This window comes from Clostridium sp. NSJ-145 (assembly GCF_021044725.1).
Lineage (GTDB): Bacteria > Bacillota > Clostridia > Clostridiales > Clostridiaceae > Clostridium > Clostridium disporicum_B.
The window spans coordinates 116,941-130,799 of sequence record NZ_JAJNOS010000012.1 but is presented as its reverse complement, the minus strand read 5'-3'; the positions used below and the strand labels follow the sequence as shown (position 1 = coordinate 130,799).

Annotated in this window: 13 protein-coding genes and 1 other RNA gene; 2 read left to right on the top strand and 12 right to left on the bottom strand. The window is 27.4% G+C overall.

What is annotated here, in order from left to right; all coding sequences use genetic code 11:
* Nucleotides 1-105: 105 nt before the first annotated feature.
* From LQE93_RS12075 to LQE93_RS12055, 5 genes are all read right to left on the bottom strand, one after another.
* Nucleotides 106-861, bottom strand: a complete 756-nt coding sequence (locus tag LQE93_RS12075) for a J domain-containing protein (RefSeq protein WP_231073838.1) — start codon at nt 859-861, stop codon at nt 106-108.
* A gap of 749 nt (nt 862-1,610) precedes the next feature.
* On the bottom strand, nt 1,611-2,519 hold the full coding sequence (locus tag LQE93_RS12070; protein WP_231073837.1) for a site-specific integrase: 909 nt from the start codon (nt 2,517-2,519) through the stop codon (nt 1,611-1,613).
* A 21-nt stretch (nt 2,520-2,540) separates the two neighbouring features.
* Nucleotides 2,541-2,804 (bottom strand): hypothetical protein, encoded by a 264-nt coding sequence (locus LQE93_RS12065; RefSeq protein ID WP_231073836.1) that lies wholly within the window; start codon nt 2,802-2,804, stop codon nt 2,541-2,543.
* A 186-nt stretch (nt 2,805-2,990) separates the two neighbouring features.
* Nucleotides 2,991-3,710 carry a hypothetical protein gene (locus LQE93_RS12060; protein ID WP_231073834.1) on the bottom strand — a complete coding sequence of 240 codons (720 nt, stop codon included), beginning with the start codon at nt 3,708-3,710 and terminating at the stop codon, nt 2,991-2,993.
* Between the two features lie 126 nt (nt 3,711-3,836).
* Nucleotides 3,837-4,016: a helix-turn-helix domain-containing protein gene (locus tag LQE93_RS12055; RefSeq protein WP_231073833.1), complete on the bottom strand. Its 180-nt coding sequence runs from the start codon at nt 4,014-4,016 to the stop codon at nt 3,837-3,839.
* Nucleotides 4,017-4,358: 342 nt separating this feature from the next.
* Between LQE93_RS12055 and LQE93_RS12050 the strand changes: the two genes are divergently transcribed.
* Nucleotides 4,359-5,624, top strand: a complete 1,266-nt coding sequence (locus tag LQE93_RS12050) for a tyrosine-type recombinase/integrase (RefSeq protein ID WP_231073831.1) — start codon at nt 4,359-4,361, stop codon at nt 5,622-5,624.
* A 278-nt stretch (nt 5,625-5,902) separates the two neighbouring features.
* Nucleotides 5,903-7,087, top strand: a complete 1,185-nt coding sequence (locus LQE93_RS12045) for a site-specific integrase (protein WP_231073829.1) — start codon at nt 5,903-5,905, stop codon at nt 7,085-7,087.
* 66 nt (nt 7,088-7,153) lie between these two features.
* On the opposite strand, the gene rnpB is transcribed toward LQE93_RS12045, so the two are convergent.
* The 7 genes from rnpB to LQE93_RS12010 form a co-directional block, all read right to left on the bottom strand.
* An RNA gene (gene rnpB / locus LQE93_RS12040) (RNase P RNA component class A) lies at nt 7,154-7,519 on the bottom strand.
* Between the two features lie 46 nt (nt 7,520-7,565).
* On the bottom strand, nt 7,566-7,790 hold the full coding sequence (locus tag LQE93_RS12035; protein ID WP_186838126.1) for a hypothetical protein: 225 nt from the start codon (nt 7,788-7,790) through the stop codon (nt 7,566-7,568).
* A gap of 92 nt (nt 7,791-7,882) precedes the next feature.
* On the bottom strand, nt 7,883-8,668 hold the full coding sequence (locus LQE93_RS12030; RefSeq protein WP_186838073.1) for a Nif3-like dinuclear metal center hexameric protein: 786 nt from the start codon (nt 8,666-8,668) through the stop codon (nt 7,883-7,885).
* Between the two features lie 8 nt (nt 8,669-8,676).
* Nucleotides 8,677-9,369, bottom strand: a complete 693-nt coding sequence (locus tag LQE93_RS12025; protein ID WP_055267463.1) for a tRNA (adenine(22)-N(1))-methyltransferase — start codon at nt 9,367-9,369, stop codon at nt 8,677-8,679.
* 184 nt (nt 9,370-9,553) lie between these two features.
* A complete protein-coding gene (gene rpoD, locus LQE93_RS12020) occupies nt 9,554-10,618 on the bottom strand; it encodes an RNA polymerase sigma factor RpoD (protein WP_438265812.1) in 1,065 nt (354 codons plus the stop codon).
* Nucleotides 10,619-10,690: 72 nt separating this feature from the next.
* Complete coding sequence (gene dnaG, locus LQE93_RS12015) at nt 10,691-12,472, bottom strand: DNA primase (protein ID WP_186838076.1); 1,782 nt, start codon at nt 12,470-12,472, stop codon at nt 10,691-10,693.
* A gap of 216 nt (nt 12,473-12,688) precedes the next feature.
* Nucleotides 12,689-13,717 carry a deoxyguanosinetriphosphate triphosphohydrolase gene (locus LQE93_RS12010; protein WP_055267458.1) on the bottom strand — a complete coding sequence of 343 codons (1,029 nt, stop codon included), beginning with the start codon at nt 13,715-13,717 and terminating at the stop codon, nt 12,689-12,691.
* Between the last annotated feature and the right edge of the window lie 142 nt (nt 13,718-13,859).

The window sequence follows — 13,859 nt, the reverse complement described above, 5'->3', positions numbered from 1 at the left end:
ATATCCTTATATTCTTGATCATATCTTCTGCCCTTTCCCATAATGGACACATCCTTTCTTAACTAAATATTATTTTACTTAGTTCGATTTAATGTGTCCACTACTTTATACTAACACCAAGATACTTAAATCATGATCTAAATCCCAACCTATTACTTCATATTTTTCATCTAGAAAAATAATTGAACTATTATATTTTAATTCATAATTATTTATAGAATCTTCATCCTCTCCAAGCAACTTAACTACATCTTCCTTAGAAGAACCAAGTGTAATATATGTCCCCTCTTCTAAAATAATCTCTGGATCTATTTTAAAAAGTTCATTAATTTTTACGTTATAATTTTTATTAGATTTATTTAAACTACTTTCTGCTATAACAAAAAATATAATTAATACAGCTACCATTAATATTACGAAAGTCTCTTTCGAATCTTTAAATATATCTTTTATAGAATCATTATTTTTCTTATTTATTTGATAATCCGATTTTTTATTATCATTATTTACATCATTCTCATAGCCTGAAGTTTTTTCTTTATAATTCTGTGAGCAATGCTTGCTTTTTGTTTTTTGCTCATTTTCAAAATTATCTATTTTATCTTCTTTATCATAATTATTATCTATATTTATACTATAATAAATGTTATATAATTTATCATATTTTTCTCTTTTGTCATTATCTTTAAGCACATCATATGCTTCACTTACTTGTTTAAATTTTTTCTCATAAAATGTTGTGTTTTCCTTGTTGAGATCTGGATGATATTTCTTTGCTAATATTCTATATGCATTTTTAACTTCTTGTTCTGATGCATTGATTGGTATCCCTAAAATATCATAATAATCCTTAAATTCCATATCCCTACCCCCTTTTACCTATTTTTTAATCCTACTTCCTATGTTATCTTCTAAACATTAATCATATTTCCACTAAATAATTCATTCATACTTACATTAATTCTAAATAAATATTCTTATGTACTTTATTATTATCGATCAAATAATTATTTTAACTAAAATTATACGATTTAAAAATTTATCTCTTTATTTTATTTAAAATAATTTACACTCAATGTAATTATACCATTATTTATATATTTTTACATTTAATTTTATATTTTTTTGAATTTATTATAATTTTCTATAATAATAATTCTTAATTTTAACTTATTAACTAAATATTATAATTAAATGCATACAAAGAAGGAGTTTATAATATTAACCCCCTACTTGGTTTTATAAAATTACTGACATATAATTTTTTTCAGGCTCTTCACGCATATGTAAATATGTACTCACATCTTTAAAAGTGTAAGAAATGATATTTAGAAAATGTCAGCCTACTCTAAATAAATCACTTATATTTTTTGTTTAAAATATGATATTCTCTCCACTTATATTTATTATAAATATCCAATTAACTTTATTCTAAGAACTCCTTAGTTAATTAATTATCTATATATTATACTAAGATTTATTTTAATATATAATTTATCAACTCATTTCTCCTGCCATAAAATATATAAACTCCATCTAGAAACACATTAAAAAAGAGAAACTTGTTTGTTCCTTAACAACATTCAAGTTTCTCTTTTTTATACTTTATTTTATTCTTTAACGTAAACATTTTTTAGAGCTTTTCGTCCTGAATTATGTCCTAGTTTAACTGAAGTTTCATTCCAGGCCTTAATTTCATCTCCGTATTTATCTAAATTTTCACGAAAATCATTTTTTGCATAAGTTTTTCTTATCGCATGCACGGCTGTCTTACTATTTCTATATCTATCTATTTTATTTTTTATAAGCATTCTTTGTATAGTTGCATTTACTGTATCTTCTCTAACTTTACACACCCTTTCATCATCTAAAACTTTAGCTTTAATATATTCGCACAATTCCTTCTGATCTACATTCTCGATTTTTATATCCCTGGATCGTTTCCCCTTGGATTCATGTATATGAATTATTTCTTTATCTAACTTAATATCTCTTCCTTTCATTTTACAAACTTCACTTACTCTTAAACCAAACATTATTGCAAGTTTTATTCCTAATACAGCCTTACTACTACTCTTATTACATTCATCTAATAATACTTTTATATCTTCATCTGTCATATCTATCTCTCTAATCTCAATACACTTACCCTTTGGAATAATGACATTACTAGTATAATTTATATATATTTTCAGTTCTTGTTTAACCATCTTTTCTAATTTTCTGATACAGTAATTATAATTTTTCAAAGTATTTTTAGTACAATAATTTGCTTTTTCAATAAAAAATCCTTGTATATGTTCTTTATTTATATTCTTAATATATTTTATATCAGGATAAAATTCTTCTATATAATCACAAAGTAATGTTGTAACTTTTATTATGTTACGTCGATCTTCATAGCTAAATATTTTCACTTTTTTACATCCACTTCTTTTATAGCTATGCTTATCAGCTCCTAATGCCATACATCTTTCTATAGCCTTATAAAATTGGTAAAATAATTTTTCTTTTTTCATATATCATTTCACCCCTTAACTCTAAGTGTTATCCCAATTAATATTAGCAAATAAATCATTTAACCTAGCCATACAGTCCAAATAAAATTCCATTCTTTCACTACTGTATTCATTGCTACCTTCTTCATAATTAATAACACTTTCTAATACGCACACTAAGTTGATTACTACTACATCATAATCACAATCATCCTCTTCTAAGATCCACTTCCAAATTTTATTTCTAGTATACGTAGATAGATCTTCTATAATCTCATCACAAATTATTTTTTCTTTATCATTCATTTCTATCACCTCTTCGAGGCTTCCGTACCCATTTTAAAATTCCTTTTGTATATTATACAATTATAATTTTATTTTAATTACTCTACTTATCAGAAATTAACATTATACTTTTAAATTTACTTTTTTCTAATTTTTCTACTAAATTCTTATTAAATACGTTGCCATTTAAAAATTACTATATATAGTTTAATTATCTATTTTTTCAATAAACTCATCAGCTCTAATCTTTAGCTCATTATACCCTTCACAAATTCTATTTAATTCTTCAATATTTTTAGAACAAGTATCTCTAAGTAGCTTTGTTGCATATTTACTACTTAATTCTTTATCTTTATTTATTTCTTTAAAACTAATATTTTTATATTCATTTTCTTGAATAATGCTTTCATCTCTAGTAACATTTTTGTTACTAGTTTCATATTTAATAGCACTTTCTGTAATTATAAGCATATGTTTAAGTACTAAAAATCTGTTACACTCACTAGAATCTCCTTTAATCTTTTTAATTACATTTTTATTTTCTAACCTTTCAATGACTTTTATAGCATTACCTCTATTAGTTGTATTCGTATACTTTAGAAAATCACTTATACTAACTTCAGAATAGCCTTCTGTTAAATCAAATTTATATATTATAATCATTAAGTAACTTCTCTCAACTGCATTTAACGTTCCATCATTTATAAAAGATTCTCCTATAGCTACTCCATTAGTTAATATTACTGCTTTTTCACTGCTTGTTACTTCTAGTCCTTTCTCTACATCTTCAACTTCTATTCCACTTTTTAATTCTAGCTCTTTACCGATATCTACATTAGTATTTATTTCATCATTCCTACATACAGCTTCTTTTCTTTTTATAACAAAAACTATTTGTCTAAAAAAATTAATTAACTTTTTGAACACTATCTACACCTCTTATTTTAAAATCATACATCTTTACCTCCCTTTAATAAACAAAAAAAGCCAGAGTAAAAAAACCCTAGCTTCCTGCTACTAATATACTTCAATTCCTTTGAAGTACTTCACAACTTATCGTTGTGAATAAGTAATATTTTCTCTTATAAATCTGTCAATCTCAGCTTTTGGAATCTTTTTTGCCCCCAGATCCACATATCCAAGCTTTCCTTGCTTGATTAAATCATAAACTTTATTTTTGTTTACATATAGCATTTCTGCCACCTCTTTAACTGAAAATAACAGCTTTTCCATATACATCACTCCGCATATGGCATTCCATTGCAATTTTATAGCTTCAAATAGGAAATCTTCCCTACTCTCTCCTTGCTATCCTAATTATAGATTATCATTATTTTTACATATTTTCAATATTTTTCTACATAAAATTTTTTAAAAATAAATAATTATTTATTTTTATCTATTTGTATCTATTTTTATCTATTTGTATCTATTCAATCTTTTATTCATTTATTTATATTAAAATATATTATTTTATACTCATGTTTCACAACCGTATTTTACCATATTGAAATACAAAAAAAACTATCTAGAATAATAATTAAGAGCTCTTAATATCATTTGTGAGGTGAAAATATGAAGGGTCATATTAGGCCAAGAAAAAATTCAAAAGGCGAAGATAGATTTCAATATGCTTTCTCAGCGAAAAATTTAGATGGAACACGTAAGCAATTAACTAAATCCGGGTTTTTATCTTACGAAGAAGCAGAAGCTGCATTAAATATTGCTATTAAGAAAAGTGGTAATAATTCTAATAGAAGTGAAGATTTAAAATTTAAAGATATTGCTTCAGATTATATTGAAGAATATATAAAAAATCATAGATCACACAGTACTTATACAACTTTTGTGTATAAATACAATAAATATATTTATCCAGTGATAGGTGAAATGAACATTTCAGATATAACAACAGTTACTATAAACTCATTATTAGCAGATAGTAAAAACTTTGACCCTGATAAACCTTTGTCGTCTAAATCTGTAAAAGGAATTTACTCTCTTATTAATTCAATATTTAATAGAGCTATTAAATGTAACTTAATAGCTTATAATCCTTGTAAAAATGCAGATAAAATAAAGATTGAAAATTCCCTTCCAAGAATATTTAAAACTGAAGATATTGCATTACTATTTTCAGCTTTAAATCTTTCATTTTATGTTGACTTTTTAATGTATGTAATGATAAACATACTCTTACACACAGGTTTACGTCGTGGTGAGCTATTAGGATTAACATGGAGTAATATTAATTTTGTTGATAAAACTATTTCTGTTAATCATCAGCTTACTTATAACAAAGGTAAGGTAGTATTTTCTAGTAAATTAAAATCTAGTTCCAGCTATAGAGTTATTCCAATTAGTGATGAAATTGTAAACATTCTTATGCGTTTACGTGCTATTTGCAATAAAAATAGACAAGCTTTAGGAAATAAATATATGAAAAATAAATTTAACGGTAAAAACTATGATTTTGTTTTTGTTCACGAAAATGGTGAAGTTGTTCATCCATTATGGCCATGGAAACAGTTAAAGAATCTTTTATTTACCATTGGTCTTAATCCTGAACTTACTTTACATGACTTTAGACATACATTTGCATCAAATTATATAAAGAATAGTAATGGTGATATATGCAATCTTACTTATCTTTTAGGGCATTCAAAAATCTCCTTTACATTAGATAAATACTGTCATTACATATCTGAACATAGAAGAGACAGTGTATTAGCTTCTAGTTACATTATGTCAAGTTTAATAGCAGCTGCTACAGAATCCATTAAAGAAATCGCTATGTCAATAACCATAGATACTAGCCATAAGAAAAAAATAAGAATATAGACTCTGATATATCTTTCACACTCTCTAAAATATACTTCTCCTTTGTAATAAATTATATAACTTTCTATAATAAGAGCACTACTAAAAATATTTAATCTTATTATGTGCTCTTTTATTCAAAATGGCTAAATAATGATTACAAAAGATAGTTTTAATACATACAACTATCTTTTGTAATTATACTTACCATAACACTCCTATTTATAGATATTATTCTTATCTATATAATTTTAAAAGTAGACGTAACTACAATATCTATTACAAAGGAGGATCCATATTTGCAAGGACACGTAAGAAACTTAGGAACAAGTAAAGCTCCAAAATGGCAATATCTTTTTTATATTTACAAAGATGGTAAACGTAAATGTATTACTAAGTCAGGCTTTCAAAAAAAATCTGAAGCAAACAAAGCATTAAGATTAGCAATAAAACAATATGAGGATAATAGTTATGTAGATAATACTCGTATCACCTTTAGAGAAATTGCTGAAGAATACATAGAATATTATATTAAAGAAAATAGAAAAGCAAATACTTATGCTAAGTATAAATCTCAATATAATAACTACTTAGACCCTTTAATCGGTGATATGAAAATTGCTAATATCAATGCTAGAACTATTAACTCTATAATTAGTAAAGCCAAGAAAATGAATCCAAATAAACCTTTAAGTAATACATCATTACAAACACTATTTACATTAATGAGTTCAATATTTAATAGAGCTATTAAACATGAGTTATTAGTTAAAAATCCTTGTATTAATGCTGATAGGCCTAGAAGAGACAGTATTGATTATGAAATACTTTCTATGGAAGAAATAAATGTTTTGCTTAATCAACTGAATATATCAAATCACTTGGATTTTATGTTTGCTTCTGCAATATTAATAACGATAGAAACAGGTCTTAGGCGTGGGGAATTAGCAGGCTTAACATGGAATAATATCAATTTAGATAATAATTCATTAACTGTAAAAAATACTATTCTATATATAGATGGACATACTGTAGTTCAAGAAAGTCCTAAGAGTGAACATTCATTTAGAACAATTTACTTTTCGAATGAATTAAAAGATATTTTTATCAAAATAAAAGAAAAAAACTTTAATAATAAGATTCTATGTAATACTACTTATAAAGAATGTAATTTTAACAATAAAAATTATGATTTTATATTTAGGCATATAGATGGTACACATATACATCCTATGTGGTTTTATAACAGACTTCAAAAAGAGTTAAAAAAATCAAATATTACTAAGAAGTTAAGATGGCATGATCTTCGCCATACATCAACTTCACTTTATCTTATGAATGGTGCTGACATTACTACCATATCTCAACGTATCGGACATTATAGTCCAGAATTCACATTAAAAACTTACAGCCACGTCAATTTATCACATCAAAAAAATGTCGTAGATTCCTTTAGTAGCAACCTTCCTAAGATACTTTTGTAACTTAATTGTTGCACAAACTGTTGCACAAAAAGAAAAACACCAGGCTTAAACCTAGTGTTCATCACAGTTGCGAGATAGTCCGTAAGCGGAGTTCTGTATTAAGCAATCATCTATCTAGGCTTACTGTTACCAGTAAGCTCAAGCGACACACCACGTAGCGGGACGGGCCACCCATATGCTACATCTCGGTCTTGCTCCAGGTGGGGTTTACATAGCCATGATGTCACCACCATGCTGGTGAGCTCTTACCTCGCCTTTCCATCCTTACCAGTCACCTAAGTGAACTCAGACTAAAAGTCTTCTGGCGGTATATCTCTGTTGCACTATCCTTCAAGTCACCTTGACTGGCCGTTAACCAGCACCATCGCCCTATGGAGCTCCGACTTTCCTCTCCTAGCTTCTAGAGCTAGCAGCGATTGCATGTACCACTCGCAAGAAATATAATATCACACATATTCAATTATGACAAATAGTTTTTTTAAACAAAATATAAAATTATGAACAACATGATTAGAATTATCCAACTATAGATACCTATTCCTGAAAATAATAGTGTTATTCCAATAAGCACAAATATACATATCCTTGCCGCTGGATTCGGACATTTAGGCTGCTTTGGCTTAGCTGATGGTGTCTTAATAGCACATATTATATCATTAACAGTTTCCCTTAATACTTTTCCCCAATCAGTTTTCTTAGACATAATACCAACCTTACTAATTACTATAGTTTATAATATGTCCTTACCTATTTGTCTTATTACTATAATTTTAAATTTTACGTAATTAATATAATTTATAAAAATGTATACGGATCTTCTTCAACTTTTGATAAAATAAATTCTATGTCAGTAAATTTATCAATAATGTTTTTCATCACATTAAAGAATACAATTTGTTCTGAAGCAAAATGCCCAGCATCAATTATATTTATCCCCATTTCTTTATAGTCTGAAGCAAAGTGATATGTTGTATCTCCTGTTATAATACAATCTGCTCCTTTGCTAACAGCTTTACCTATAAAATCTTGCCCACTTCCGTTTATAATAGCAATCTTATTTACTTCTTCTTTACCTTTAACCACTCTTAGATTATTAATATTTAGTGCTTTTTTAACATTATCTACAATTTCATCTAATGTAGTAGGCTTATCTAAAGTTACTATTCTTCCAAGACCTGCTTTCTCATCTCTTTTATTAACCTCTAAAATCTCTGATGAGTCATAGCCTAATAATTTGGGTATACTATCATTTAAACCACTTTTAGCTGAATCTAAATTAGTATGACTTGAATATAAACTAATATCATTTTTTATAAGCTCTATTATCTTTCTACCTTGAATGGTATCAGTTGTTATATTATTTGGACGTCTAAATATAAGTGGATGATGAGTTATAATTAAATCTACATTATTTTCTTTAGCTTCCTCTACTACTTTTAATGTACAATCTAAAGCTAATAAAACCTTTTTAACTTCTTTCTCTCTATCCCCTACCATAAGACCTACATTATCAAAATCTTCTTTTAAAAAAGTAGGAGCTAAAGTTTCCATAACCTCTATAATTTCTTTCACCTTTTTCATATTATCACCTATAAATAATTTTTCATTCTATTTAGTATCTCTATTTTTTCACTAACTTCTGATTTTCTCTTTAGTGCTGATTCGCTATCATCTTTTATAAAGCCTAAAATCTTATTGTATTCTTCTATTTTATAATCAACATAATCTTTCATTAATGGATGTTTCTGTCTTAATAAAATTGGACTTATTTCATAGTATATGCTATCTAATTCTGTTGCATGACCTTCAGCTTTTTTTACCATAAATAGTTCATAGTAAATACCTTCATCAAAGCATAAATCCTCTTTAATTATTTCAAAATCATTTTTATAAAGATATTCTCTTAAAACTTCTGGATTTTGCGCTGGAATAAGTACTAAGTAATTACATGAAGCTGCTTTATTTAAATCTTTCTCTATTATATCTCTTATAAGATTACCGCCCATACCAGCAATTACAACTTCTTCTACTTCATTAACTTCTAATGGTTCAAAACCATTTCCTAATCTAAAATCTATTTTATCGTCTATTCCTTCTAAAATTGCATTTAGTTTTCCTTTAGCTAATGGATCTTTATTTATATCACAAGCTATAGCTTTCTCACATATCCCATTTCTTAAAGCAAGTAATGGTACATATCCATGGTCTGTTCCTATATCTGCTAATGTCGTTACCTTTTCTAGATTTGATACTATAAATTCTATTCTTTTGCTCTTATCCATTATTATTACCTCTGCGCTCTATTTTTTGTAAATATTAGCTTTTAAGCCTTAACTTAGTAAGAAGTTAAAACATTAGTGACTATCTAATATTTTAACTTCTTTAAATATAAATTATGTTATTTTTTAATTTTTATTTCTTATAAATTTAACCAATAAAATAGCACCGACTTTAGGTGCTATTTTACTAGTCTAAATAATCCTTAAGCTTTTTGCTTCTTGAAGGATGTCTAAGTTTTCTTAAAGCTTTAGCTTCAATTTGTCTTATTCTTTCTCTAGTAACATTGAACTCTTTACCAACTTCTTCAAGAGTTCTTGCTCTACCATCATCTAATCCAAATCTAAGTCTTAATACCTTTTCTTCTCTTGGTGTTAATGTATCTAGAACATTTATTAATTGTTCTTTTAACATTGTAAATGCTGCAGCTTCTGCCGGTGCTGGAGCATCATCATCTGGTATAAAGTCACCTAAATGTGAATCTTCTTCTTCACCTATTGGAGTTTCTAATGAAACAGGCTCTTGAGCTATCTTTTGTATTTCTCTTACCTTATCTACTGGTAAATCCATAACCTTTGATATTTCTTCTGGGTAAGGATCTCTTCCAAGCTCTTGAAGTAATTGTCTTTGTACTCTTATAAGCTTATTTATTGTTTCAACCATATGAACAGGAATTCTTATTGTTCTAGCTTGGTCTGCTATAGCTCTTGTAATTGCTTGCCTAATCCACCAAGTAGCATATGTTGAAAACTTAAAGCCTTTACGGAAATCAAATTTTTCTACTGCCTTAATAAGTCCAAGGTTTCCTTCTTGAATTAAATCTAAGAAAAGCATACCTCTTCCTACATATCTTTTAGCAATACTTACAACTAGTCTAAGGTTTGCCTCTGCTAATTTCTTTTTAGCATATTGGTCACCTTCTTCTATTCTTTTTGCTAGCTCCATTTCTTCTTCTGATGAAAGAAGTGGAACCTTACCAATCTCCTTTAAGTACATTCTTACAGGGTCATCAATAGCAATACCTTCAGGTATAGTAAGATCTAAATCTTCTTCTACTACTTCTACCTCTGCTGCTTGACCCTGAACTTCTATTCCCATAGATTCAAGAACCTCATAAATTTTTTCAATTTGTTCAGGTTCTAAATCAATATGGTCTATTTCATCCAAAATCTCTTTATATGTTAATACTCCTGCTTTTTTTCCTTTATCAAGTAGATTCTTTACTATAGACATCCTTCCATTTCTATCTTGGATATCTTTCTTCTTATTTGAAGCTGCTTTAGTCTTCTCTTCCACTACTTAATTACCTCCTTCCAGTACATTAGCCTAATTCAATTTTCCTCTTTTAAGTGTTTTACTAATTTTAGCCAACTCTATAGCTAAAGATATAGATTCTTCAATCTTTCCTTGATTTTCAAGGATTTTTTGTTGTTTCTTCAACTCTTCTATCCTTTGTTTCAATTTATAATTAGTAATTTCATTGATATAATCTTCTATTAATCTTTTTGTATCTTCCACATAAAACAGATTAATATCTTTAATTTTAATAAACTCTTTTATACTTTCAGCATTATTAAGTTGAGATTCAACAAAAGATATAACATTATCTTTATTTTCCCCTTTTGCTCTTTTAATAATAGTGAAAATTAATTTATGTTCTGGCAATACTAGGTCATTTTCATCTAATTTTTCTTCTATAAAGTCTAAATAATCATTATTTTCTAGAATAAGTTTTAATAAGGCTCTTTCAGCCTTTAAAAATGCAGGCTCTATATATAATTTTGTTCCATTTTCTCCCTTATTATTCACATTATTTCCATCATTATTGTCATTAATCCTTTTACTTAACATATCATATAAAATTTGCTCTTTAATTCCTGTATTTTCTGAAGCTTTCTTTATATAAACATCTTTTTCTAAAGGATCTAAGTCTGATAAAATATTCATAACTTTTTTAGCATATAGAATACTCGATTGACTATTTTTAAAATCTATTCCTTCTTCAGCCTTTTTTAGTCTATAGTCTATTAACGGTTCTGCAGAATTTATTAGTTTTAAAAATGCCTCTTTACCATTACTTCTCACAAATTCATCAGGATCTTTTCCTTGAGGTATTGATAATACTCTCACATCAAATCCAGCTGTTCTTAAAATTTCAAGCCCACGCATTGTTGCCATTTGACCTGCCATATCTGCGTCATAAGATATAACTACCTTATCAGCATATCTCTTGAGAAGCCTTGCCTGATTAATAGTAAGCGCCGTACCTAAAGATGCTACCACATTAGTTATACCATATTGGTGTAAAGTAATTAAATCCATATACCCTTCAACAATGATAAAATATCTCTCTTTCATATTATGCTTTAAAGCAAAGTTTAAGCCATATAAATTAGTCCCTTTTTGAAAAACCAATGTTTCAGGTGAATTTAAATACTTAGGCTTTGAATCATCTAATACTCTTCCACCAAATCCTATAACTTTTCCTCTATAATCAAACACTGGGAACATAACTCTATTTCTGAATCTATCATACTTTCTATTTTTTTCAGGATTTACAGAAAGCAACCCAGCTTCAATCATTAATTGTTCAGATATGTTTTTTCGTTTTAAATGATTCATAAGACTATTCCAGCTATTGTTTGCATATCCCAATCCAAAACTTCTAATAGTCTCTAATTTTATGCCCCTATTTAAGAAATATTCCTTTGCAGTATCATTACTCATCAAATTTGAAAAAAAGAATTTTCCCGCTTCTAAATTTACCCTATACAATAACTCTTTTTTTTGTAAGCTTTTATCTTTCTTTTCATTTTGAAGTTCTAATGTTATATTTGCTCTACTAGCTAAATATTTAACTGCATCTAAGAATGACATATTTCTATTTTTCATAACAAAACTTATCACATTCCCAGCTTCTCCACATCCAAAGCATTTATATATCTGCTTATCTTGAGAGACAGAAAATGAAGGTGACTTTTCATTATGAAATGGACATAGTCCCATAAAGTTTCTTCCAGACCTTTTAAGTCTTACAGTTTCCGAAATCACCTCTACAATATCATTCTCATTTTTAATTCTTTCTAGAATCTCTTCTGAAATCTGCAAGGAGACTCCCTCCTTACTTAATAAATTTTATTAATTACTTTGTATAAAATTCGACATTTTAAATCAAAATCCTTCTTTTCAATTTAAAAATTTAATATTAAATATATATTATTAATATTTTGTCGTCATTTTTATTATAATTCTATTTAAATTTTAAAAATCCTTTTTATTTTACAAATTTTATTCTGCCCAAAAATCATAAATTATACAACATTTTTAAAAGATAACAAACTTTGGTACAAATAATTCATTGAAAATACCTATACAGTAATCATCACTCATTCCTGCAATATAATCTGCTACTGCTCTTTTTAAGCCCTCTTCACTAGCAATTTTTCTATATAACTCCGGTAACTTTTCCTCATGCTTACAATAATATTCTAACAATTGATGCAAAATAAATTTTGCTTTATCTCTTTCTCCTTTAAGAACATCTCCTAAATATATATTAGCAAACATAAACCTTCTAAGTTCTACCATAGCTTCTTTAACTTCATTACTTTGGCCTACTTCATAAATATTATTTTCTAAATTTTTTATAGTTTCTTTTATCATATCCGATACTAAAACTTCTATTCTCTCAGAATGTGTTTTTCCTAAAACTTTTATTACATCTTTAGGCAAGTCCCCTTCATTTAATAGTTTTGCTCTTATCGAGTCATCTATATCATGGTTTAAATAAGCAATCTTATCACTATATTGAACGATTCTTCCTTCTAAAGTTTTAGCTTTATTTACACCCTCACTTAAACCACTATGATTTAATATTCCATCTATAACCTCATGTGTTAAATTAAGTCCACGTCCATCTCTCTCTAACTTTTTTACTACTCTTACGCTTTGCTCGTTATGTCTAAATCCACCTTCTAAAAATTCATCTAAAACTTCCTCTCCATTATGTGCGAAGGCAACATGCCCTAAATCATGCCCTAATGCTATAGCCTCGATTAAATTTTCATTAAGTCCTATACCAACACCAATAGTTCTTCCAATTTGAGCTACTTCAAGAGTATGAGTTAATCTTGTTCTATAATGATCACCAAATGTTTTAATATAAACCTGTGTTTTATGTTTTAATCTTCTAAATGATTTTGAATGTATAATTCTATCTCTATCTACCATAAAACAAGTTCTTATTGGATCTTTTTCTTCAAAAACTTCTCTTCCCAAACTTTCCGTGCTCAATATCGCTTGTTTAGCCAATGTCAAGTTTTCAAACTTTTCTATTTTCTCTCTTACATTCATTTAACTCACCTCAAGTATACTTATTCTATATTTTTCTCAAAAATCCTTTCTTTACTCTCTACATTTAAATAATATATGAAATCTACTATCACCTTATGTATATTTGCTAAATAAAACTAATATTATATATTAGTAAACAAAG

Bases quoted from the DNA above. Each gene is read 5' to 3' on its own strand.
- LQE93_RS12075 (WP_231073838.1), bottom strand. From the start codon at position 861: ATGGAATTTAAGGATTATTATGATATTTTAGGGATACCAATCAATGCA.
- LQE93_RS12070 (WP_231073837.1), bottom strand. From the start codon at position 2,519: ATGAAAAAAGAAAAATTATTTTACCAATTTTATAAGGCTATAGAAAGA.
- LQE93_RS12065 (WP_231073836.1), bottom strand. From the start codon at position 2,804: ATGAATGATAAAGAAAAAATAATTTGTGATGAGATTATAGAAGATCTA.
- LQE93_RS12055 (WP_231073833.1), bottom strand. From the start codon at position 4,016: ATGGAAAAGCTGTTATTTTCAGTTAAAGAGGTGGCAGAAATGCTATAT.
- LQE93_RS12050 (WP_231073831.1), top strand. From the start codon at position 4,359: ATGAAGGGTCATATTAGGCCAAGAAAAAATTCAAAAGGCGAAGATAGA.
- LQE93_RS12035 (WP_186838126.1), bottom strand. From the start codon at position 7,790: ATGTCTAAGAAAACTGATTGGGGAAAAGTATTAAGGGAAACTGTTAAT.
- LQE93_RS12030 (WP_186838073.1), bottom strand. From the start codon at position 8,668: ATGAAAAAGGTGAAAGAAATTATAGAGGTTATGGAAACTTTAGCTCCT.
- LQE93_RS12025 (WP_055267463.1), bottom strand. From the start codon at position 9,369: ATGGATAAGAGCAAAAGAATAGAATTTATAGTATCAAATCTAGAAAAG.
- LQE93_RS12010 (WP_055267458.1), bottom strand. From the start codon at position 13,717: ATGAATGTAAGAGAGAAAATAGAAAAGTTTGAAAACTTGACATTGGCT.